Below are 21,594 nucleotides of genomic sequence, written 5' to 3'. Positions count from 1 at the left end.
CCGTTGGGCGGGAGCGGCCCGGAGGGAGGGCACAGGGTCCGAATGTATACACATAATCCGATAAGCGGGATCATGGTGCGTGCTCGGCCACGCCGTGAATCGAAAGCCTGCTCCGGCTAGGCTCACCCCAGGCACGCTCCGCCGGTGGCGGCGACGGCGACGTACGCGGGAGGCGGCGGGATGACAGTCCCGGGACGCAGGAGCAGTACCTTCATGCGGCTGCTGCGCAGCGGCTTCACCGACCCCTCGGCCGCCGCCCGGCTGCTCGACTCCGACGCGCTGGCCTCCGTACGCACCGACCCGGTGCTCCTCGACGCCCTCGGGGCAACCGCCGATCCCGATCTCGCCCTCCTCGGGCTGGTCCGGCTCGCCGAGGCGCAGAGCGAGGACGAGCGGCCCGTACTCCTCGACACCCTCGTCAGCGCCAAGCCGCTGCGCGACCGCCTCCTCGGCGTGCTCGGCGCCTCCGAGGCGCTCGCCGACCACCTCGCCCGCCACCCCCGCGACTGGCACGCGCTGGTGACGTACGAGGCCGCCGATCTGCACCCCGGGCTCGCCGAGTTCGAGCAGGGACTCGCGCAGGCCCACGACCCCATCGCCCTGCGCGTCGCCTACCGCCGCTGCCTGCTCTCCATCGCCGCCCGCGACGTCTGCGGCACCATCGACGTCGCCCAGACCGCCGCCGAGCTCGCCGACCTCGCCACCGCCACCCTCCGCGCCGCCCTGCGGATCGCGTCCGCCGCCGCCCCCGAGGACGCCGCCGCCTGCCGGCTCGCCGTCATCGCCATGGGCAAATGCGGCGGCAACGAGCTCAATTACGTCTCCGACGTGGACGTCATCTTCGTCGGGGACGCACCGGCCGGCGCCGACGAGGGCAAGGCCGTCCAGGCCGCCACCCGCCTCGCCTCCCACCTCATGCGGATCTGCTCCGAGACCACCATCGAAGGCACCATCTGGCCGGTCGACGCCAACCTGCGCCCCGAGGGCCGCAACGGCCCCCTCGTCCGCACCCTCGCCTCCCACCTCGCCTACTACCAGCGCTGGGCCAAGACCTGGGAGTTCCAGGCCCTCCTCAAGGCCCGCGCGGTCGCCGGCGACCCGGACCTCGGCGCCCAGTACATCGACGCCATAACGCCCCTCGTCTGGCAGGCCGCCGAACGCGAGAACTTCGTCGCCGACGTCCAGAAGATGCGCCGCCGCGTCGTCGACAACATCCCCGCCGCCCAGGTCGACCGCGAGCTCAAGCTCGGCCCCGGCGGCCTGCGCGACGTCGAGTTCGCCGTCCAGCTGCTCCAGCTCGTCCACGGCCGCAGCGACGCCGGCCTGCACTCCGGCACCACCCTCGACGCCCTGCACGCCCTCGCCGCCGGCGGCTACGTCGGCCGCACCGACGCCGCCCAGCTGAACGACGCGTACCGGTTCCTGCGCGCCATGGAGCACCGCATCCAGCTCCACCGGCTGCGCCGCACCCACCTCGTCCCCGAGGACGAGGCCGACCTGCGCCGCCTCGGCCGCTCGCTGGGCCTGCGCACCGAGCCCGTCGTCGAGCTCAACAAGGCCTGGCGCCGCCACGCCTCCGTGGTCCGGCGCCTGCACGAGAAGCTCTTCTACCGGCCGCTGCTCGACGCCGTCGCCCAGCTCGCCCCCGGCGAGGCCCGGCTCTCCCCGCGCGCCGCCGGCCAGCGCCTCGAAGCCCTCGGCTACGCCGACCCGGCCTCGGCCCTGCGCCACCTCGAAGCCCTCGCCTCCGGCGTCACCCGCAAGGCCGCCATCCAGCGCACCCTGCTCCCGGTCATGCTCGGCTGGTTCGCCGACTCCGCCGACCCGGACGCCGGCCTGCTGAACTTCCGCAAGGTCTCCGACGCCCTCGGCAAGACCCCCTGGTACCTGCGCCTCCTGCGCGACGAGGGGGCCGCCGCCGAGAACCTGGCCCGCGTCCTGTCCGCCGGCCGGCTCGCCCCCGACCTGCTGATGCGCGCCCCCGAGGCCGTCGCCCTGCTCGGCGACCCCGAAGGCCTCGGACCCCGTACCCACGAGGCCCTGGAGCAGGAGGTGCTCGCCGCCGTCGGGCGCGCCGACAGCGCCGAGGCCGGCGTCGCCGCCGCACGCGGGGTCCGCCGCCGCGAGCTCTTCCGTACGGCCGCAGCCGACATCATCCGCTCCTACGGTACGGAGGACAGCCCGGCCGAGGAGGACCCCGGAGCCCTCGTGGACCGGGTCGGCAGCGCAGTCTCCGACCTCACCGCCGCCACCATCGCCGGAGCCCTGCGCGCCGCCGTCCGCCACCACTGGGGCGAGACCCTGCCCACCCGCTTCGCGATCATCGGCGTCGGCCGCTTCGGCGGCCACGAGCTCGGCTACGGATCCGACGCCGACGTCCTGTTCGTCCACGAACCCCGCGAGGGCGTCGACGAACAGGAGGCCGCGAAGGCCGCCCAGACCGTCATCGCCGAGATGCGCAGGCTGCTCCAACTCCCCACCGCGGACCCGCCGCTGCTCATCGACGCCGACCTGCGCCCGGAAGGCCGCTCCGGCCCCCTGGTCCGTACGTTGTCCTCGTACGCCGCGTACTACCGGCGCTGGTCCCTGACCTGGGAGAGCCAGGCCCTGCTGCGCGCCGAGACGGTCGCGGGCGACGCCGAGACCGGCGCCCGCTTCATCGAGCTGATCGATCCGCTGCGCTACCCGATGGAGGGCCTCGGCGAGGACGCGGTCCGCGAGATCCGCCGCCTGAAGGCCCGCATGGAGTCCGAGCGCCTCCCGCGCGGCGCCGACCCCACGCTCCACACCAAGCTGGGCCGCGGCGGCCTCAGCGACGTCGAGTGGACCGTCCAGCTGATCCAGATGCAGCACGCCTGGTCGGAGCCCGGCCTGCGCACCACCCGGACCCGCGAGGCCCTGGCCGCCGCCCACGCGGCCGGGCTGATCCCGACCGAGGAGGCGCAGATCCTGGACGAGGCCTGGGTACTGGCCACCCGGGTCCGCAACGCGGTGATGCTGGTCCGCGGCCGCGCCGGGGACACCTTCCCCTCGGAGGCCCGCGAACTGGCGGCCGTCGGCCGCTACCTCGGCTACGCGGAGGGCACGGTCGGCGAACTCCTCGACGACTACCGCCGCATCACGCGCAGGGCGCGGGCGGTCGTGGACGACCTCTTCTACGGGGCGTAGCGCCAGGGGCTAATGCGCCGACGGGTCGTTGTACGACACCGTACGAGTGACGATCCGTCCCGAAGGAAGCCTCTCCCGGGTACGGGAGAGGTAGCCGTGGGCTACCAGTTCCCGCAGGGCCGAAGCGATGTGGGTCTCACCATCGGTGAACCGCTGCGCCAGGGCCTTGATCGACACATCGGCGCCGGTGGGCAGGGACTGGATGTACAGGGACAGGCCGATCGCCGTCAGGCTCAACTCGCCGTGCTGGGCGAGATGGTTGCTGATCTTGATGTAGCCCTCGGGCTGCTGGTCGTTCTCGTGCATGACGCCGGGCCTCGGAAATGCGGTACGGAGCGCGCGACGGCGCGCTGAAGTGCTGTTCGGTTTATGGGTTTGCCGAGAGTCAGCGTGCCGGGTGAATTGCCATATGTGCCAGCCAGGTTGGGGTGATTCACCCGACCGGGTGAGAGGGGAAGCGTCCTTTCCCCCCGGTTATTGGTCTGAATGCGGATTTCCTGATTCACGTGACTCGGGACGGCCATCCGTGCGTAGCCTGAACGGAGTTGAAGGCCAACGGAGGTGGCAGTGAGCACAGAGGGCGCCGACGAGTCGAGCTGGGCACTCGACCCGGAGGATGAATCCGGGGCGGTCGTCGCGGCGGTGGGACGCCAGTTGAAAATGTGGCGGGAGGCGGCCGGACTCGACCGGTCCACTTTCGCTGAACGGATGGGCTACGGGGCGGACCTGACCCGCAAGATCGAGAGTGGCATCCGAATTCCGCGTCCGGAGTACCTGGACAAGGCGGACGAGGTTCTCGGCGCGGGCGGGAAGATCGCCGCGATGAAGGAGGACGTCGAAAAGGCGCACTACCCCAAGAAGGTTCGGGATCTGGCCAAGTTGGAATCCCAGGCGGTTGAGCTCGGCGCCTACGGGAATCACAACCTCCACGGACTGCTGCAGACCGAGGAGTATGCGCGGGCACTGTACGAGATTCGACGGCCAGCCTTCTCGTCGGACGAAGTGGAGCGCCACGTGGCCGCACGGATGGCGCGACAGGAGATCTTCCACCGGCAGCCGTCACCCGCGCTGACCTTCGTGCTGGAGCAGGTCACGCTGGAGCGCCCGATCGGAGGACGTGACGTCCTGCGCAGGCAGTTGGAGCACCTGCTCGACGTCGGCCGACTCCGCAACGTTGAGATCCAGGTGATGCCGATGGATTGCGAGGATCACGCAGGGATGGGCGGACAGATCGATGTCTTGAAGCTCAGGGACGGTTCTGCGATCGGGTACGTCGAGGCACAGCTGATGAGTCGCCTGGTGACGAGTGCGAAGGAGATCCAGATCCTCGAACTCCGGTATGGGATCATCCGTTCACAGGCACTCAACCCACGGCAGTCGAGAGCCTTCATCGAGAAAGTGCTGGGAGAGACATGAGCATCAAGCCCTCGGTCGGCGACCTTTCCGCACTGGAGTGGGTGAAGAGCAGCTACAGCGCGAGCAGCAGCAACGATTGCATCGAGGTCGCCTGGACCAAGAGCAGCTACAGCGCCAGCGACAGCAACGACTGCGTCGAGGTCGCCCAGACCCCCGGGACCGTCCTCGTTCGGGACTCCAAGCGCCCCGACGGCGGGCGGCTGGCCGTCGCCCCGGCTGCCTGGGTCGGGTTCGTCACTCACGCCACCGCGTGACGCGGCTGAGACGCGGCCCGGCCTGCGCACGTACGCGCTGACGGCCCCCTCAGGCCGTCCCTTCCGTTTGGCCACGCACGCTCCGGGCGTACGTCAGGAACGCGGCCAGGCCCAGGTCGAAGGCGGCGTCCGCGCGGCCCGGGCCGACGGCCGTCAGGGCCTCCGCGAGCAGCGGGGTGTCCGGTGAGGGCTCCCACATGGCCTCCGGGGCGGCCAGGTCCAGGGCCGAGCCGAGGATCAGGTTCTCCAGCGCCGTCAGCAGCGGCATCACCCGGCCGCGGGCGAAACCCGCCGCCAGCAGCATGCCGACCGCGCGCTCGTACTGCGCCAGCACCCGCGGGGCCCGCACCGGCGTGGTCATCAGCAGCGGGATGGCCCGCGGCGAGGCCGCGAAGGCGGCCCGGTAGGAGCGCGCCCAGGCCTCCAGGGCCCGGTCCCACGGCTCCAGGTCCAGCGTTTCGCCCGCGATCCGGTCGCATACGAGCTCCCGCACCAGCTCCACCACCCCCGCCCGGCCGTCCACGTGGTGGTACACCGACCCGGTCTGTACGCCGAGCGCCCGGGCGATCTGGGGGACGCTGAACTCGCCCTGCTCCGCGACCAGTTGCAGTGCTGTCGCGGCGATCCGCTCCCGGTCGAGGAGGGGGGTGCGCGGCCGTGCCATCGGTTTCTCCCGTCGTGAGGTCTTCCCGTACGCCAAAACCGGAGGCTACATTGCCGCGAACCGAAGAACCGAAAGCCTTTAGGTTTCGGTCTCCCGAAGGGTGCGTCCCCGCATGCCCGAATCCCCAGAGCCGTCACCCCCCGCCCTGCACAGCGCAGCGCTCGGCACCGCCGACATCTCCCTCTTTGTCGTCTCCGCCGCCGCCCCGCTCACCGTCATGGCCGGCGTGGCCCCCGTCGCGATCCTGCTCGGCGGGATCGGCGCCCCCGCCGGGTACCTGCTCGCCGGGCTCACCCTCGCCGTCTTCGCCGTCGGGTTCACCACCATGAGCCGCCACGTCCGCAGCGCCGGCGCCTTCTACGCGTACATCACCCGCGGCCTCGGCAAGCGCGTCGGCATCGGCGCCGCCCTGCTCGCCCTCGTCGGCTACAACGGCATGGAGATCGGGGTCTACGGCCTCCTCGGCACCACCACCGCCGACACCGCCCACGCCCTCGGCGGCCTCGACGTCCCCTGGCTGCCCGTCTCCCTCGCCGGCCTCGCCCTCATCTGGTACGGCGGCTTCCGCTCCATCGACTTCGGAGCCAAGGTGCTCGGCGTCCTGCTCGTCGCCGAGACCGGGATACTCGTCCTGCTCGCCGCCGGGGTCCTGATCAAGGGCGGCGCGCACGGACTCTCCGCCGGCTCCTTCGCCCCCGGCGCGGTCCTCGTCCCCGGCACCGCGGCCGTCCTGGCCTTCGCCTTCGCCGCGTTCACCGGCTTCGAGTCCACCGTCATCTACCGCCGCGAAGCCCGCGCCCCCGACCGGACCATCCCGCGCGCCACCTACATCGCCGTCGCCTTCCTCGGCCTCTTCTACGCGTTCATCGTCTGGACCGTCATCCAGGCCTTCGGCGCCGAGGAGGTGGTCGCGGCGGCCGGAGCGGACCCCGGCGGCCTCTTCTTCGCGGCGATCACCACGTACGTCGGCCCCTGGGCGGCCGATCTCATGCACCTGTTCATCGTCACCAGCGTCATCGCCTCCCTCCTCGCCTTCCACAACGCCATCAACCGCTACGCGCTCGCCCTCGCCGAAGAGGGCGTGCTGCCCGCCACCCTCGGCCGGATCCACCCGCGCCACCGCTCCCCGTACCTCGCGGGCCTCGCCCAGACCGCCCTCGGCGCCGTCATCGTCCTCGGCTTCGCCCTCGCCGGCGCCGACCCGTACCAGCAGCTGCTGCTCTGGGTGAACACGCCCGGCATGATCGGGCTCATGGCGCTGATGCTGCTCGCCGCGATCGCCGTACCCGTCTACTTCCGGCGCATCGCGCACACCGAGGGCCCCTGGCGGACCGTGGTCGCGCCCGTGGCCGCAGCCGTACTGCTGGCCGTCGCGATCTGCCTCGTCGTCTCCAAGGTGGACCTGTTCACCATGGCCTCCACCACCGTGAACACCGTCCTCGTCGCCCTCGTCCCCGCCGTGTTCCTGGCCGGGCTCGGGCTCGCGCAGCGCCTGAAGACCCGCCGCCCCGATATGTACGCCCGGTTCGCCGCCGAGCCGGCCGAGCCCGCCGAAGCCCCGCAAGGACCCGCCGAAGCCCCTCAAGGAGAAGAGCCGTGCCTGCTGCCGACACCGTCCTCACCGGAGCCCGCGTCCGCACCCTCGACCCCGGCCGCCCCGAGGCCCGCGCGGTAGCCGTCCGCGGCGGCGAGATCCTCGCCGTCGGCGACGAGGCCGACGTACGCGACTGGCGCGGCCCCGCCACCGAGGTGTTCGACCTCGGCGGGGCCACCCTCACCCCCGGCCTGACCGACGCCCACAGCCACCCCGTCTGGGGCATCGAGATGGCCACCGGAACCGACCTCTCGGCCGTCCGGGACCTCGACCAGCTCCGGGCCACCCTGCGCACCGCCCCGCGCCCGGCCGGCTGGGTCCTCGGCCACGGCCTCGACCACAACGCCTTCGGCGGCCGCCCCGTCGACAAGGCGCTGATCGAGGAGGCCCTGGCCGGCGCCCCCGCCTTCCTGCGCCTGTACGACGGCCACTCCGCCCTCGCCTCCGGCGCGGCCCTGGACGCCGCGGGCATCACCGGCCCGCGTACGTTCGACCAGCGCTCGGAGATCGTCTGCGATCCGGACGGCCGCCCGACCGGCCACCTCGTCGAGCACGCCGCGATGGCCCTGGTCGGCGCCCTCGCCCCGAAGCCCTCGGCCGCCGAGCGGCGCGGCCGGCTCACCGCCCTGCTCGGCGAGATGGCCGCCACCGGCCTCACCGGGGCCCACGTCATGGACCTCGGCGACGGCGACGTACCGGCCCTGCTCACCGGCGTCGAGTACGAGGGCGAGCTGCCGCTGCGGCTGAACCTGGCGCCCTGGTGCATGCCGGGCGCCACCCCGCAGGAGCTGGCGGAACTGATCGGGATCCAGGGGCTGCGCGGCCGCCACTGGCAGGTCGGCGGCGTGAAGTTCTTCATGGACGGCACCGTCGAGGGCGGCACCGCCTGGCTGGAGCGGGCCGACTGCCACGGCCGGGGCACGGACGCCTTCTGGCCCGATCCCGAGGCCTACTCGGCGGCGGTACGGACCCTGGACGCGGCCGGGGTGCGCACCGCGACCCACGCCATCGGCGACGCGGCGGTCCGCCACGTCCTGGACACGGTCGCCTCGTTGGGCGCGCAGGCGCGGATGCGGCACCGGATCGAGCACATCGAGACCGTCCCCGACGATCAGCTGAAGCGGTTCGCGGAGCTCGGGGTGATCGCCTCGATGCAGCCGCCGCACACCGCGTACACCCGGGCCGACCACAGCGACGAGTGGTCGAAGCGGCTGGGCGCGGACCGGGCGGCCCGGGCCTGGCGCTGCCGGGACCTGCGCGACGCGGGGGCCGTGCTGGCGCTGGGCTCCGACTGGCCCATCGCCCACCACGACGCCCGCCGGGTCCTGGCCATCGCCCGCAGCCCGCTGGGCGCGGCCGCCGCCGGGCCCGCCCTGACGGGGCTGATGGCTCTGGAGGGCATGACCTCGCACGCCGCGCTCGCGGCGGGGGAGCAGCGGGTGGCGGGCCGGATCGCGGCCGGCTTCCGGGCGGACCTGACCGCCTTCGCGCTCGACCCGGTGGACACGCCCCCGGACGAACTGGCCGACACCCCGATCCGGCTCACGATGTCGGGCGGCCGGATCACGTACGGCAGGGAGCTCTAGGCCCTGCGGAACCGGTTCAGCAGGGCGGCCGAAGCCGGGTGCGGGCCCGTCTCCTCGGGCTCGCGCGGCAGGCGGTGCGGCATCGAGCCGTACCAGGCGCGCGAGACCGTGTAGCCGAACGCGAGGCAGAGCATGCCGCCCGCGGCGTCCAGCCAGAAGTGGTTGGCGGTGGCCACGATGACCACGAGGGTGGCCGCCGGGTAGACCAGGCCCAGGATCCGGGCCCAGGGGGCGGAGGCGACCGCGAAGATCGTCAGTCCGCACCAGAGCGACCACCCTATGTGCATGGAGGGCATGGCCGCGTACTGGTTCGACATGTGCTTGAGGTTGCCGGAGGCCATGGAGCCCCAGGTGTGGTGGACCAGCACGGTGTCCACGAAGCTCTGCCCGTTCATCAGCCTCGGCGGCGCGAGCGGGAAGAAGTAGTAGCCGAGCAGGGCGACGCCCGTGGTGGCGAAGAGGACCATCCGCGTGGCCGCGTAACGCCCCGGATGGAAGCGGTAGATCCACACCAGGACGCCGATGGTCACGATGAAGTGGAGCGTGGCGTAGTAGTAGTTCATGCCGACGATCAGCCACGTCACCGAGTTGACGGCGTGGTTGACCGACTGCTCCACCGCGATGCCGAGGGTCCGTTCGAGGTCCCACAGCCAGTCGGCGTTCGCGAGGGCGGCCGCCTTCTGCTCGGGCACCGCGTTGCGGATGAGCGAGTAGGTCCAGTAACTGACCCCGATGAGCAGGATCTCGAACCAGATCCGCGGCCGGCGCGGGGCGCGCAGCCGGGACAGGAGAGCGCGCTGAGCCCCCGGACGGGTATCACTCTCGGTCACGTGGGGTGACGAGACTTCCGTCCGGGTTTCCAGTGTCTTCACGCTCGATTCACCCATGGGGAAAGAGTCTGCCAGATGCGTTCTCGCCTTCGATCATCCCTCGGGAGGGTCTCGGGCGCAGCCGCTCACCCCTGGGGAGTAGACGGTCCCCTACGTTGCTGCGGACCGGAGGCGGTGGATCCGCGGACCACCAGCTCGGGCAGGAAGACGAACTCGCTGTGCGGGGCCGGCGTACCGCCGATCTCCTCCAGGAGCGTACGGACCGCCGCCTGCCCCATGGCCTGCACCGGCTGCCGGATGGTGGTGAGCGGCGGATCGGTGAACGCTATGAGAGGGGAGTCGTCGAAGCCGACGACCGAGACGTCCTGCGGCACGCGCAGCCCCTGCTGCCGGGCCGCCCGGATCGCCCCGAGCGCCATCATGTCGCTGGCGCACACGATGGCGGTGCAGCCGCGCGCGATGAGCGCGGCGGCCGCGGCCTGCCCGCCCTCCAGCGTGTACAGCGAGTGCTGGATGAGTTCTTCGACCTCGGCCTCGTCGAGGCCGAGCCGCTCCTTCATCCCGAGCCGGAATCCCTCGATCTTCCGCAGGACGGGCACGAACCGCTTGGGTCCGACCGCGAGCCCGATCCGGGTGTGCCCGAGCGCGGTCAGGTGGGTCACGGCGAGCTGCATCGCGGCGCGGTCGTCGGGGGAGACGAAGGGGGCCTGCACCTTGTCGGAGAACCCGTTGATGAGGACGTACGGGACGCCCTGCCCGCGGAGTTGGTCGTAGCGGCCCATGTCGGCGGTGGTGTCGGCGTGCAGCCCGGAGACGAAGATGATGCCGGAGACCCCGCGGTCGACCAGCATCTCGGTGAGCTCGTCCTCGGTGGATCCGCCGGGCGTCTGCGTGGCCAGCACCGGGGTGTACCCCTGCCGGGTCAGCGCCTGGCCGATGACCTGCGCGAGCGCCGGGAAGATGGGGTTGTCCAGCTCGGGGGTTATCAGACCGACGAGTCCCGCGCTGCGCTGGCGCAGCCGCACCGGGCGTTCGTAGCCGAGTACGTCGAGGGCGGCCAGCACCGATTCACGGGTGCCCGCGGCCACACCGGGCTTGCCGTTGAGCACGCGGCTGACTGTGGCTTCGCTGACCCCCGCCTGGGCTGCGATGTCGGCTAGCCGTGCGGTCACGGGATTGGACTGTACCGGTCCCGGGCTCACAAAGCCCACCATGTGCACGCATCGGGCGGCAGGAGCACGGTCCGGCCGTCCGTCTCGACCGGAGCGCTGGAGAGTACGGGGCGTCCCGGCGAGGGGAGTTCCAGCGGCTCGGAGCGGCTGTTGAGGGTGCAGGCGAACCCGGGCCGGGTGAAGAGGAGCACGCCCTCGGGCGCGGGCAGCCAGGTCAGCGGGCCCGCGTCGGGGGAGCCGAGGCCGGGCAGCGCGCGGCGCAGCTCCAGGGCGGCGCGGTACAGCTCCAGGGTGGAGTGCGGGTCGCCGGTCTGGGCGGCGACGCTGAGGGGGGCCCAGTCGGCGGGCTGCGGGAGCCAGCTGCCGGCCGGCCCGAACCCGTACGGGGGCTGCTCGCCGGACCAGGGCAGCGGGATCCGGCACCCGTCGCGCAGCCCGTCCTGCCCGGCGGAGCGGAGGAAGGCGGGGTCCTGGCGCAGGGCGTCGGGGAGGTCGGCGACCTCGGGCAGGCCGAGCTCCTCGCCCTGGTAGAGGTACGCGGACCCGGGCAGGGCGAGCATCAGCAGCGCGGCGGCCCGGGCACGGGCCAGGCCCTGTGCGCCGCCGCCGTACCGCGTGACATGGCGTACGACGTCGTGGTTGGACAGCACCCAGGTGGTGGGGGCTCCGACGGAGGCGGTGGCGGCCAGGGACTCGTCGATGACGGTCCGCATCGCGCGGGTGTCCCACGGGCAGTTCAGGAAGCGGAAGTTGAAGGCCTGGTGCAGCTCGTCGGGCCGCACGTACAGGGCGAGCCGCTCGGAGGTCGGCGCCCAGGCCTCGGCGACGCCGATGCGCGGGCCCTCGTAGGAGTCGAGCAGCCGCCGCCAGGAGCGGTGGATCGCGTGCACGCCGTCCTGGTCGAAGAAGGGGAGCGGCTCGGTGCCGATCAGGGTGGCCTGGGCGCCGCGGCCGATGTCGGGCATGCCGGGGGCCTTGACCATGCCGTGGGCGACGTCGATGCGGAACCCGTCGACGCCGAGGTCGAGCCAGAAGCGCAGGACGGAGGCGAACTCCTCCGCGACCTCGGGGTGCTCCCAGTTCAGGTCGGGCTGCTCGGGCGCGAAGAGGTGCAGGTACCAGGCGCCGTCGGGGGTGCGGGTCCAGGCGGGGCCGCCGAAGACGGACTCCCAGTCGTTGGGCGGGCGCTCCCCGCCGGGTCCGCGGCCGGGGCGGAAGTGGTACCGGGCCCGGGCCCCGGCCGCGGGGTGGGCGAGGGCCTCCCGGAACCAGGTGTGCCGGTCGGAGGTGTGGTTGGGCACCACGTCCACGATGACCCGCAGGCCCAGCGCGTGGGCGGCCCGGACGAGCTCGTCGGCGTCGGAGAGGTCCCCGAAGAGGGGGTCGACGGCGCGGTAGTCGGCGACGTCGTAGCCGCCGTCGGCCTGGGGGGAGACGTAGAAGGGGGTGAGCCACACGGCGTCGACCCCGAGCCGGGCCAGGTGGGGCAGGCGCGAGCGCACCCCCTGGAGGTCGCCGATGCCGTCGCCGTCGCTGTCCGCGAAGGACCGTACGTACACCTGGTAGATGACGGCATCGCGCCACCAGCGTCCGCTTGCGGTGGCGTTGCTGGAAGCGCTTGCAAGCCGGGAGGCGGTCAGCTCATGGGTCATATCGGGGTCAACGCGCGTACATGCCCCCTGGTTGCGGCCTGGTTGCGGGCCCGCACACCCGAAGGACGTTCGAACGAACAGCAAGCTGCGGCAACCGTCCGGACACACGGATGTAACGATCACCGTCTCTTGCAGAAAATTGCCGCAAGGTCTTTCGGTCGGCTTTCAGGCTTGTTACGTTCCCTGCAACTCGGGACCGCGAGGGCGCGGCCGGGATCATCGAAGGAGTTCATATGCGGCGTGGCATAGCGGCCACCGCGCTGGTCGCGACCCTGGCGCTCGCGGCGACGGCTTGCGGCGGTGACACCAAGGACGGCGGCGGCGAGACCAAGGCCGGCGGGGAGCTCTCCGGCACGGTCACGTGGTGGGACACCTCGAACGACGCCGAGAAGGCCAGCTTCCAGAAGATCGCCGAGGCGTTCACCGCGAAGCACCCGAAGGTCACCGTCAAGTACGTCAACGTCCCGTACGGCGACGCGCAGAACAAGGTCAAGAACGCCTTCAGCAGCGGTTCCGAAGCCCCTGACGTGATCCGCGCCGACGTCGGCTGGGTCGCCGACTTCGCCTCGCTCGGCTACCTCGACGAGGTCCCGGCCGAGACGGCCAAGAAGGTCGACGCAGAGTTCCTGCCGCAGGCCGCGGCCAGCGGCAAGTACGAGGGCAAGACCTACGCAGTCCCGCAGGTCATCGACACCCTCGGCCTCTTCTACAACAAGAAGATGCTCGCCGACGCCGGCGTCCAGCCCCCCAAGACCCTGGAGGAGCTGAAGACCGCCTCCGCCGCGATCAAGGCGAAGAGCGGCAAGGCCGGCCTCTACCTGCGCGGCGACGACTCGTACTGGTTCCTGCCGCTCATCTACGGAGAGGGCGGCGACCTCGTCGACGCGAAGAACAAGACGGTCACCGTCGACAACCCGGCCGGCGTCAAGGCGTTCAAGACCGCCCGCGACCTGGTCACCTCGGGTGCGGCGATCACCAACGCCACCGACGGCTGGACCAACATGCAGACCGCCTTCAAGTCGGGCGAAGCCGCGATGATGATCAACGGTCCGTGGGCCGTCGCCGACACCTACGCCGGTGACCAGTTCAAGGACAAGGCCAACCTCGGCGTCACTGCCGTTCCGGCCGGCTCCGCCAAGGCCGGCGCCCCGCAGGGCGGCCACGACCTCGCCGTCTACGCCGGGTCGAAGAACCGCGCCGCCGCGCACGCCTTCGTCGAGTACATGACCTCGCAGGACGTGCAGGTGCAGTCCACCAAGGAGCTCAGCCTGCTCCCGACCCGGACCGCCGCGTACGAGCAGCCGGACGTCAAGTCCAGCGAGATGGTCCAGTTCTTCAAGCCGGCCGTGGACAAGGCCGTCGAGCGCGCCTGGATCCCGGAGAACGGCTCCCTCTTCGAGCCGCTGAAGGTCGAGTACACCAAGGCGATCACCGGGGCCTCCAGCCCGGAGGACGCGGCCAAGGCGGCCGGCGTCGAGTTCCGCAAGATCCTCAAGGGCTGGAAGTAGACAAGACGATGGCTGCTCACACCAGCCAGTCGGTGGCGAAGGCCGCGGGCGGCGACGGGGAAGACTCCGTCGCGGCCCGCGGCCGGAGCCGCAGGACTGACAACGCGAAACGCGGTGGCCTGGGGCGCGCCCTCGCCACCCATTGGTACGCCTGGGCCATGATCGCCCCGGTGGTGCTCGTCCTCGGCGTGATCATCGGCTGGCCGCTCGCCCGCGGCGTCTACCTGTCGCTGACCGACGCCAACGAGCGCAACGTCGCCCGTACCATCGGCGCCAACCACATCGAGGCCACGTACAAGTTCGTCGGCCTCGACAACTACGCGGACGTCCTGGCCGACCCGGTGTTCCTGCAGCGGCTGGTGTGGACGGTGGTGTGGACCGTCCTGTGCGTGTCGATCACCTTCACGCTCGGACTGGCCCTGGCCAACATGCTGAACCGGGAGTTCCGGGGCCGCGCCGCCTACCGGATGGCGCTCATCCTGCCCTGGGCCGTTCCCGGCTTCGTCTCCGTCTTCGCCTGGCGGTTCCTGTTCAACCGCGACAGCGGCATCCTGAACGAGATCCTCGACGGTGGCGGCATTTCGGCGATCCCGTGGCTCGACGACCCGACGTGGGCGAAGTTCTCGGTCGTCGCCGTCAACGTCTGGCTCGGCGTCCCCTTCATGATGGTCGCCCTGCTCGGCGGGCTGCAGTCGATCCCGGCGGAGCTGTACGAGGCCGCCGAGATGGACGGCGCCACGGCCTGGCAGCGGTTCCGGCACATCACCCTGCCCGGGCTGCGGTCGGTGAGCATGACGGTGATCCTGCTCTCCACCATCTGGACCTTCAACATGTTCCCGGTGATCTTCCTGCTGACGCGGGGCGGACCGGGAGACTCCACCGAGATCCTGGTGACCCAGGCCTTCCGGGAGGCCTTCGTGGCCAGCCCGCGCGATTTCGCGGGCTCGGCCACCTGGGGCGTGCTCATCCTCGCCCTGCTCATGATCTTCGCGCTGGTCTACCGGCGCTCGCTGCGCAAGCAGGGAGAGGTGTGGTGACCGTGACGACGACCAACGTTCCCGTACGCAAGCGGGGCGAGCGCTCCCCGCTCGCCTCCGCCGCACTGCACGTCACCCTGATCGTGGCGTCCGTGATCGCCGTCTTCCCGGTGCTGTGGGTCCTGCTGACCTCGATCAAGCCCGCGAAACACGCCATCTCCACGGACTTCGTGAAGGAACCGACTCTGGAGAACTACCGCTACCTGGTGGAGTCGACCTCCTTCTTCACCTGGTTCGGCAACTCCGTGCTGGTGGCGGGCATCACCACCGTCCTCGGTGTGTTCATCGCCGCCACCACCGGCTACGCCGTCAGCCGGTTCAAGTTCCCCGGCATGAAGCCGCTGATGTGGACCCTGCTCATCACGCAGATGTTCCCGATGGCCATCCTGATCGTCCCGCTCTACAACCTCATGGGACAGCTCGGACTGCTCAACCAGCCGCTCGGGCTGATCATCACGTACCTCACCATCGCCGTGCCGTTCTGCGCCTGGATGATGAAGGGGTTCTTCGACACCATCCCGATCGAGATCGACGAATCCGGCCGCGTCGACGGGCTGAACCCCTTCGGCACCTTCTGGCGCCTGATCCTGCCGCTGGCCAAGCCCGGCCTCGCCGTCACCGGCTTCTACTCGTTCATCACCGCCTGGGGCGAGGTCGCGTACGCCTCCGCCTTCATGGTCGGCGACGAACACCTCACCCTCGCCGGGGGCCTGCAGACCTTCGTCACGCAGTACACCTCCAACTGGGGTGCGATGAGCGCCGCTTCCGTGCTCATCGCCATCCCGGCGGCCATCTTCTTCCTCTTCGCCCAGCGTCACCTCGTCGCCGGGATGACGGCAGGCGCGACCAAGGGCTGACGCCCCTCCCGCGACCCAGGGCCGACCACCCTGCCTGCCCCCTCTCACCCCCGGCCCGATCTCTCCAAGGACGACATGACCCAGCACCTCGCCGACGCACTGACTTCGGACAGTGGCCTTCCCACCACCACCGGCACCCGGCCCGGCTGGTGGAGAGAAGCGGTGATCTACCAGGTCTATCCGCGCAGTTTCGCCGACTCCAACGGGGACGGCATGGGGGACCTCGAAGGCATCCGCAGCCGTCTGCCCTACCTCAAGGAGCTGGGCGTAGACGCCGTCTGGCTCAGCCCCTTCTACGCCTCCCCGCAGGCCGACGCCGGCTACGACGTCGCCGACTACCGGGCCATCGACCCCATGTTCGGCACCCTGCACGACGCCGACGCCGTGATCCGCGAGGCGCACGGGCTGGGCCTGCGCATCATCGTGGACCTCGTCCCCAACCACTGCTCCGACCAGCACGAATGGTTCAAGCAGGCGCTGCGGGAAGGGCCCGGCACCCCGCTGCGCGAGCGCTTCCACTTCCGCCCGGGGCAGGGGGCCGACGGCTCGGAGCCGCCGAACGACTGGGAGTCGATCTTCGGCGGCCCGGCGTGGAGCCGGGTGCCGGACGGGGAGTGGTACCTGCACCTCTTCGCCCCCGAGCAGCCCGACTTCAACTGGGAACACCCCGCCGTCCAGGACGAGTTCCGCTCGATCCTGCGCTTCTGGCTCGACCTCGGGGCGGACGGCTTCCGGATCGACGTCGCCCACGGCCTGGTCAAGGCCCCCGGCCTGCCCGACCTCGGCCGCGACGAGCAGCTCAAGCTGCTCGGCAACCAGGTGCTGCCCTTCTTCGACCAGGACGGGGTCCACGAGATCTACCGCTCCTGGCGCAAGGTGCTGGACGAGTACGCCGGCGACCGCATCGGCGTCGCCGAGGCCTGGACCCCGAGCGCGGACCGCACGGCCCTGTACCTGCGCCCCGACGAGCTGCACCAGGCGTTCAACTTCCACTACCTGAACACGGGATGGGACGCGGCCGCGCTGCGCGCCACCATCGACGACTCGCTGGACTCGATGCGTCCGGTGGGGGCGCCGACCACGTGGGTGCTGTCCAACCACGACGTCGTACGCCACCGCACGCGCTTCGGCAGCCTGGAGCGGGCGCGCGCCGCCGCGCTGCTGATGCTGGCGCTGCCGGGGTCGGCGTACGTCTACCAGGGCGAGGAACTCGGCCTGCCGGAGGTGACCGACCTCCCGGACGAGGTGCGCCAGGACCCCTCCTTCTTCAAGGAGAACGGCCAGGAGGGGCTGCGCGACGGCTGCCGCGTGCCGATCCCGTGGTCGGGCGACCAGGCTCCGTACGGCTTCGGTGACGGTGGCAGCTGGCTGCCGCAGCCGGCCGAGTGGGCGGGGCTGAGCGTCGAGGCCCAGACGGGCGACCCGGCCTCCACCCTGGAGCTGTACCGGGCGGCGCTGCGGATCCGCCGGGAGCGCGGCGACCTGGGCGCGGGCGACGCGGTGGAGTGGCTGGAGGCGCCGGAGGGCGTGCTGGCGTTCCGGCGCGGCGACTTCGTCTGCACGGTCAACACGACGGGGGAGCCCGTACGGATGTCCCCGCCCGGGACGGTGCTGCTGGCCAGCGGCGACGCTGCGGATCCGGCGGACCCGGGAGTCCTGGGCGCCGACACGGCGGTGTGGTGGCAGGGGTGACCTCCCCGCTCCGGCTGACGGACATCGCCGCGCAGGCCCAGGTCAGCGAGGCGACGGTCAGCCGTGTGCTCAACGGCAAGGCGGGCGTGGCGGCCGGTACCCGGCACAAGGTGCTGGCCGCCATGGACCTGCTCGGCTACGAGCGGCCCGTACGGCTGCGCCGCCGCAGCAACGGGCTGGTGGGGCTGCTGATCCCGGAGCTGACCAACCCCATCTTCCCGGCGTTCGCGCAGGTCATCGAGCAGGCGCTGGCCGGCCACGGGTACACGCCGGTGCTGTGCACGCAGACGCCGGGCGGGGCCACCGAGGACGAGCTGGTGGAGCAGCTGGAGGAGCGGGGGGTCACGGGGATCGTCTTCCTGTCGGGCCTGCACGCGGACTCGTCGCTGGACCCGTCCCGCTACCAGCGGCTGTCGTCGCGGGGCATCCCGTTCGTCCTGATCAACGGCTTCAACGAACACATCAACGCGCCGTTCATCTCCCCGGACGACCGGGCGGCGGCGGACATGGCGGTACGTCACCTGGCGGACCTGGGCCACCGGCGGATCGGCCTGGCCATAGGGCCGACGCGGTACGTCCCGTCGGCCCGCAAGGAGGCGGGGTTCGTCGCGGCGGTGCCGGAGGCTCCGGCGGAAGGCCGGATCCAGCGGACGCTGTTCACGGTGGAGGGCGGTCATGCGGCGGGCGGCGCCCTGCTGGACCGCGGCTGCACGGGCATCGTGTGCGGCAGCGACCCGATGGCGCTCGGCGTGATCCGCGCGGTCCGCGAGCGGGGCCTGCGCGTCCCCGAGGACGTCTCGGTGGTCGGCTTCGACGACTCGCCGCTGATCGCCTTCACGGACCCCCCGCTGACGACGATCCGCCAGCCGGTCCGCGCCATGGCCACGGCGGCGGTGGGAGCCCTCCTGGAGGCGGTCGCCGGCACCCCGGTCCAACGCACGGAGTACGTCTTCCAACCGGAACTGGTGGTGAGGGGCTCGACGGCCCAGGTCCCGCAGGAGTAGGGCCGGTCACCGACCGCCGGCCACCGGGACGCCGCAGGGGCGGCCGACGTTGCCGTCGGACCGCCCCTGCGGCGCGGGGCGCGGGATCAGGCGCCGAGGTGGTGCGCCGTCAGCCAGTCCTTCTCGCCGGTCTTCTCGCAGGACGAGTTGTAGACCGGGCCGGCGAACGCCGGGAGGTTGTGCGGCACCGCGGCGAACGTGTTGCAGTTCGACGTGCGGGCCGCGTGGCCGCCGCTGAAGTAGTCGATGTCGACCCCGTCGGCCAGGGCGCCACCGGCCCCACCGAGCAGGATGCCGGCGGCCAGGGCGGACGCGGTGACAGCAGAACGAATGCGCATGACTCCCCTAAGGATCATTGGAGGGACGCGCTGTTCGATCCGCGCGTCGCCCAGTCCAACCATCCGCGCCCCCCACTGGGAACGGCCGTTCACCCCAATGCCCGCAGATGTATCGTTTCTCTACGCCGCGACCTTGCCCACGCCGCCCATGGGCTGGGTGTCGCGTTGGGTGATCTGCCAGAGCTGGGTCTCGCGGTTGCTGACGTAGATCTGGCCGTTGGCGGTGTCCAGAGCGAGGCCTTCGCAGGTCGCCAGGCCGCTGGCCACCACGCGCTGCGAGCCGTCGGCCAGGGTGATCTCGTACAGGCGGCCGTTCAGGTGGTCGATGGTGAACGCCTTGCCGTCGCCGGTGAGCTCCATGCGCATGGCGCTCGCCACGGGGAGGGTGGTCACGAGGCGCTTCGCGCCGTCGGCCAGGTTGACCTCGTAGACGTTGTAGCCGTAGTCCTTCTGGCCGACGTACGCCTTGCCCTTGCCGTCCAGGGCCACCGCGGAGATGCCGACCGGCAGGCCGGTGGCGACCGTGGTCTTCTGCCCGGTCCGGAGGTCCACCGCGATGAGTTTGCCCTCGGTGTAGCTGACGACGTACGCCTTGCCCGCTCCGTCCAGCGCGAGGCCGTACGCGCCCGGGACACTGGCGACCGTGCTGGAGGTGCCGGTGGACAGGTCCACCGCGACCAGGCGCGCGCCGCTGTGGTCGGCGGAGTAGGCCGCGCCCTTGCCGTCCAGCTTCACGTCGCAGATGTCGCCCAGGCCGCTCGCGACCACGCGCTGCGCGCCGGTGGCGATCTTCACCGCGGAGAGCTTCTGGCCGCCCCGGTCGGCGACGTACGCCGTGTTCTGCGACGGGTCCACCGCGAGGCCCTCGGACGTGCCCAGGCCCGTCGTGATGAGGGCGAAGCTCCGCCTGGTGGCCATGAGCTTCGACAGGTCTTCGAGCTTCGGCATGTCGTCCTCGCCGATGCTCACCTTCGGCGGTCCGGCCGCCTTCAGGGTCGACGAGGCCATGGCGGACGTCGAACCGGGGTTCTCGGAGACCTGACGCTGATCGGCGGACGCGTCATGGAATTTCTGGAAGAGGGGACCCAGGAAACCCATGACGTCGAACGCCCCGTGCGCCGTCTGACGCATGATCCACGGGTCGCGCTCGCTCTCCATTTTGCGGACGGCTTCCGAGACGTCGCCGGCGCCGGGGGTGTCCTTGCCCAGTGCTTCACCGGACTGTTTGGCGGAGTCGGCGCTGCTGCCGCCGCCGTCGAAGATGTTTCCGAATGACACGAGAGTTCCTCCTGATGTGGCTGTTCTGGCCTGCCCGGTGGGTGGTCGCCTTTTCAGAGAGGCTGTTTCTGGCTCTCGTAGTCGAGTGTCTCGGGCTGGAAGACCCGGTGTTCCCCGGTGCGGACGGCCACGATTTCGGCCGACCCCTTCTGCAGGAACCTCTTGCCCTCATCGGCCAGATCGAAGTTGCCGCCGTCCTCGACGGAGTCGCCGAGTTTCCATGCGACGACCCGGGAGTACTTCGGCTCCTTGGCCTGCGGGGGAGTTCCCCTGACCTGCACCGGCTTCGGGTAGTACAAGGCGATCCAACCGCCGAAGGTGACCGGAAATTCGTAGTCGAACTGCCTCACCTGGCGGCGGGTCGTGGCCATGACGTCCGCCCGGCTCATCACTTCCAGGCTGACCGACGACTGGTGTTTCCATTCGGTGGTCAGCGAACCGCTGACGGAGGCGGTGACGCCGAGCAGCAGGTCCGCCCACAGCTCACCGGTGCCCGTGGCGGTGGTCGTGGCCGTCGTCGTGCTCGTCGCCTCGGTCTGGGACTCCTGGTCGACGCCCTGATTGTCCTTGCTGTTCTTCAGGGTGGTCTTCTGGTACTGCTGCATCGCCATGCTCTTCTGCATCTCCTGCTGCAGCGATGCGATGGATTTCGCCCCGAAGGTGAGCTTCACCTCGCCCTGGAGCGACCAGCTGATGGTGTTCGATATGGAGAACTCGACCGTGTCCGTCACGGTTATTTTGACGGGGTCGGTTCCGTTGATGTACGTCTGCTTGGAGATCATGTCCGGCGGGGGCTGCGTGATGTCGCTCCGCTCCTCGACGACCGGTACGCCCATGTTCATGAACGCGCGCCACCCGCGCTCCTGCGCCGTCTTCTCGTCCTCGGGAAAATCGCCGTAGCGCTTCTTGTTCAACGAGAACCCGATGGGGCTGATCGGCTCTCCCCCGCCTTCGGGAGTCCTCTTCAGCGCGCCCCGCTGGTTGTTCCGCTCCAGGATGGCTTCGGCCTTGGCCGGGATTTCGAGCTCGTCCTGGTTCCGCGTGGTGAGCGGGTGACGCATGAACACGTCGTTGATATAGGCCTTGCCCACATCACTCTTCGCGCTTTTCTCCGACATGTACCTGAGGTCTCCCTGATTCGCGGAAATGAATGATCTTTCCGTTGCACGGTGAAACTACGCGGCTGGTGCAAGATGATCATCGAGCGGAAATGGTCATGGGGTGAGAACCGGACAACCCCCCTTCCACCTGCGGGGATTACCTTTTCGGTGAGGGTCGGACCGCCCTGTCCCCTGGCGGTGTGGGATGTCCGGTGTGGCCGGATCGGTGGTCCCGGGGCGGGTGCGGGGCCGGGGGCGGTCGGGAAGTGGCGGGGATGTGTCGCTGTCGGGGAGTGTGCAAGTGCGGGTGCGGGCGGGGTCGTCCGGGGCTGGTCGCCCCACCTGTCCGGCAGGACACGCCCCGGAAACAATTCTGCAATCTCTTGCGCAAACTCTTGCAGCGCTCTTACCTGGCCCCTACGGTCTCTGCAATCCCCACCTCTC

The 21,594-nt window shown here is 70.8% G+C and carries 18 protein-coding genes; 10 read left to right on the top strand and 8 right to left on the bottom strand.

All coding sequences use genetic code 11. The features are described 5' to 3' along the window. Positions 1-180 precede the first annotated feature (180 nt). Positions 181-3,168, top strand: coding sequence for a bifunctional [glutamine synthetase] adenylyltransferase/[glutamine synthetase]-adenylyl-L-tyrosine phosphorylase (locus tag OG509_RS12190; protein ID WP_406182413.1), 2,988 nt, complete (start codon positions 181-183; stop codon positions 3,166-3,168). Positions 3,169-3,177: 9 nt separating this feature from the next. Here OG509_RS12190 and OG509_RS12185 read toward each other — a convergent pair whose 3' ends face one another. Continuing rightward, positions 3,178-3,474, bottom strand: coding sequence for a helix-turn-helix domain-containing protein (locus OG509_RS12185; RefSeq protein WP_406182411.1), 297 nt, complete (start codon positions 3,472-3,474; stop codon positions 3,178-3,180). Positions 3,475-3,735: 261 nt separating this feature from the next. Between OG509_RS12185 and OG509_RS12180 the strand changes: the two genes are divergently transcribed. Together OG509_RS12180 and OG509_RS12175 are read left to right on the top strand one after the other, a co-directional pair. Next, on the top strand, positions 3,736-4,584 hold the full coding sequence (locus OG509_RS12180; RefSeq protein WP_406182410.1) for a helix-turn-helix domain-containing protein: 849 nt from the start codon (positions 3,736-3,738) through the stop codon (positions 4,582-4,584). Beyond that, positions 4,581-4,838 carry a DUF397 domain-containing protein gene (locus OG509_RS12175; protein WP_406182409.1) on the top strand — a complete coding sequence of 86 codons (258 nt, stop codon included), beginning with the start codon at positions 4,581-4,583 and terminating at the stop codon, positions 4,836-4,838. Before OG509_RS12180 ends, OG509_RS12175 begins: the two co-directional genes overlap by 4 nt. 49 nt (positions 4,839-4,887) lie before the next feature. Here the strand turns inward: OG509_RS12175 and OG509_RS12170 are convergent, their stop codons facing one another. Beyond that, positions 4,888-5,502, bottom strand: coding sequence for a TetR/AcrR family transcriptional regulator (locus OG509_RS12170; RefSeq protein WP_406182408.1), 615 nt, complete (start codon positions 5,500-5,502; stop codon positions 4,888-4,890). A 112-nt stretch (positions 5,503-5,614) separates the two neighbouring features. Between OG509_RS12170 and OG509_RS12165 the strand changes: the two genes are divergently transcribed. Together OG509_RS12165 and OG509_RS12160 are read left to right on the top strand one after the other, a co-directional pair. Further along, positions 5,615-7,177 carry an APC family permease gene (locus OG509_RS12165; RefSeq protein ID WP_406182407.1) on the top strand — a complete coding sequence of 521 codons (1,563 nt, stop codon included), beginning with the start codon at positions 5,615-5,617 and terminating at the stop codon, positions 7,175-7,177. Continuing rightward, on the top strand, positions 7,099-8,682 hold the full coding sequence (locus OG509_RS12160) for an amidohydrolase (protein ID WP_406182405.1): 1,584 nt from the start codon (positions 7,099-7,101) through the stop codon (positions 8,680-8,682). Before OG509_RS12165 ends, OG509_RS12160 begins: the two co-directional genes overlap by 79 nt. Here OG509_RS12160 and OG509_RS12155 read toward each other — a convergent pair. From OG509_RS12155 to OG509_RS12145, 3 genes are all read right to left on the bottom strand, one after another. Beyond that, entirely contained in the window at positions 8,679-9,569 is an 891-nt protein-coding gene (locus OG509_RS12155; protein WP_406182403.1) for a phosphatase PAP2 family protein, read from the bottom strand. The two genes, OG509_RS12160 and OG509_RS12155, sit on opposite strands and share 4 nt — an antisense overlap. A gap of 68 nt (positions 9,570-9,637) precedes the next feature. Continuing rightward, complete coding sequence (locus OG509_RS12150; protein WP_030156240.1) at positions 9,638-10,684, bottom strand: LacI family DNA-binding transcriptional regulator; 1,047 nt, start codon at positions 10,682-10,684, stop codon at positions 9,638-9,640. 26 nt (positions 10,685-10,710) lie between these two features. After that, positions 10,711-12,336, bottom strand: coding sequence for a glycoside hydrolase family 13 protein (locus OG509_RS12145; protein ID WP_406182401.1), 1,626 nt, complete (start codon positions 12,334-12,336; stop codon positions 10,711-10,713). Positions 12,337-12,569: 233 nt separating this feature from the next. On the opposite strand from OG509_RS12145, the gene OG509_RS12140 reads away from it, so the two are divergent. The 5 genes from OG509_RS12140 to OG509_RS12120 all read left to right on the top strand — a co-directional run bounded on the left by OG509_RS12140 (position 12,570) and on the right by OG509_RS12120 (position 18,434). Further along, positions 12,570-13,844, top strand: coding sequence for an extracellular solute-binding protein (locus tag OG509_RS12140; RefSeq protein WP_406182399.1), 1,275 nt, complete (start codon positions 12,570-12,572; stop codon positions 13,842-13,844). Between the two features lie 8 nt (positions 13,845-13,852). Next, positions 13,853-14,881, top strand: a complete 1,029-nt coding sequence (locus OG509_RS12135) for a carbohydrate ABC transporter permease (protein WP_406182398.1) — start codon at positions 13,853-13,855, stop codon at positions 14,879-14,881. A 2-nt stretch (positions 14,882-14,883) separates the two neighbouring features. Continuing rightward, a complete protein-coding gene (locus tag OG509_RS12130) occupies positions 14,884-15,738 on the top strand; it encodes a sugar ABC transporter permease (RefSeq protein ID WP_406182396.1) in 855 nt (284 codons plus the stop codon). 75 nt (positions 15,739-15,813) lie between these two features. Beyond that, positions 15,814-17,430 carry a glycoside hydrolase family 13 protein gene (locus OG509_RS12125; RefSeq protein WP_406182394.1) on the top strand — a complete coding sequence of 539 codons (1,617 nt, stop codon included), beginning with the start codon at positions 15,814-15,816 and terminating at the stop codon, positions 17,428-17,430. After that, positions 17,418-18,434, top strand: a complete 1,017-nt coding sequence (locus tag OG509_RS12120; protein ID WP_406182392.1) for a LacI family DNA-binding transcriptional regulator — start codon at positions 17,418-17,420, stop codon at positions 18,432-18,434. Before OG509_RS12125 ends, OG509_RS12120 begins: the two co-directional genes overlap by 13 nt. Positions 18,435-18,520: 86 nt before the next feature. Here the strand turns inward: OG509_RS12120 and OG509_RS12115 are convergent, their stop codons facing one another. From OG509_RS12115 to OG509_RS12105, 3 genes are all read right to left on the bottom strand, one after another. Continuing rightward, on the bottom strand, positions 18,521-18,772 hold the full coding sequence (locus tag OG509_RS12115; RefSeq protein ID WP_406182390.1) for a hypothetical protein: 252 nt from the start codon (positions 18,770-18,772) through the stop codon (positions 18,521-18,523). Positions 18,773-18,892: 120 nt separating this feature from the next. Next, the gene (locus OG509_RS12110) at positions 18,893-20,050 is read right to left on the bottom strand and encodes a hypothetical protein (RefSeq protein WP_406182388.1); all 1,158 of its coding nucleotides are present in this window, start codon (positions 20,048-20,050) and stop codon (positions 18,893-18,895) included. Between the two features lie 53 nt (positions 20,051-20,103). Further along, positions 20,104-21,168 (bottom strand): gluconolaconase, encoded by a 1,065-nt coding sequence (locus OG509_RS12105; protein ID WP_406182386.1) that lies wholly within the window; start codon positions 21,166-21,168, stop codon positions 20,104-20,106. Positions 21,169-21,594: the final 426 nt, after the last annotated feature.

The organism is Streptomyces sp. NBC_01006 (assembly GCF_045162725.1).
Taxonomy (GTDB): Bacteria; Actinomycetota; Actinomycetes; order Streptomycetales; family Streptomycetaceae; genus Streptomyces.
This window is presented reverse-complemented; position numbering and strand designations above follow the sequence as displayed.

Coding starts and splice junctions, on each gene's coding strand:
- OG509_RS12190 (WP_406182413.1), top strand. CDS start 181: ATGACAGTCCCGGGACGCAGGAGCAGTACCTTCATGCGGCTGCTGCGC.
- OG509_RS12185 (WP_406182411.1), bottom strand. CDS start 3,474: ATGCACGAGAACGACCAGCAGCCCGAGGGCTACATCAAGATCAGCAAC.
- OG509_RS12175 (WP_406182409.1), top strand. CDS start 4,581: ATGAGCATCAAGCCCTCGGTCGGCGACCTTTCCGCACTGGAGTGGGTG.
- OG509_RS12170 (WP_406182408.1), bottom strand. CDS start 5,502: ATGGCACGGCCGCGCACCCCCCTCCTCGACCGGGAGCGGATCGCCGCG.
- OG509_RS12165 (WP_406182407.1), top strand. CDS start 5,615: ATGCCCGAATCCCCAGAGCCGTCACCCCCCGCCCTGCACAGCGCAGCG.
- OG509_RS12155 (WP_406182403.1), bottom strand. CDS start 9,569: ATGGGTGAATCGAGCGTGAAGACACTGGAAACCCGGACGGAAGTCTCG.
- OG509_RS12145 (WP_406182401.1), bottom strand. CDS start 12,336: ATGACCCATGAGCTGACCGCCTCCCGGCTTGCAAGCGCTTCCAGCAAC.
- OG509_RS12140 (WP_406182399.1), top strand. CDS start 12,570: ATGCGGCGTGGCATAGCGGCCACCGCGCTGGTCGCGACCCTGGCGCTC.
- OG509_RS12135 (WP_406182398.1), top strand. CDS start 13,853: ATGGCTGCTCACACCAGCCAGTCGGTGGCGAAGGCCGCGGGCGGCGAC.
- OG509_RS12125 (WP_406182394.1), top strand. CDS start 15,814: ATGACCCAGCACCTCGCCGACGCACTGACTTCGGACAGTGGCCTTCCC.
- OG509_RS12115 (WP_406182390.1), bottom strand. CDS start 18,772: ATGCGCATTCGTTCTGCTGTCACCGCGTCCGCCCTGGCCGCCGGCATC.
- OG509_RS12105 (WP_406182386.1), bottom strand. CDS start 21,168: ATGTCGGAGAAAAGCGCGAAGAGTGATGTGGGCAAGGCCTATATCAAC.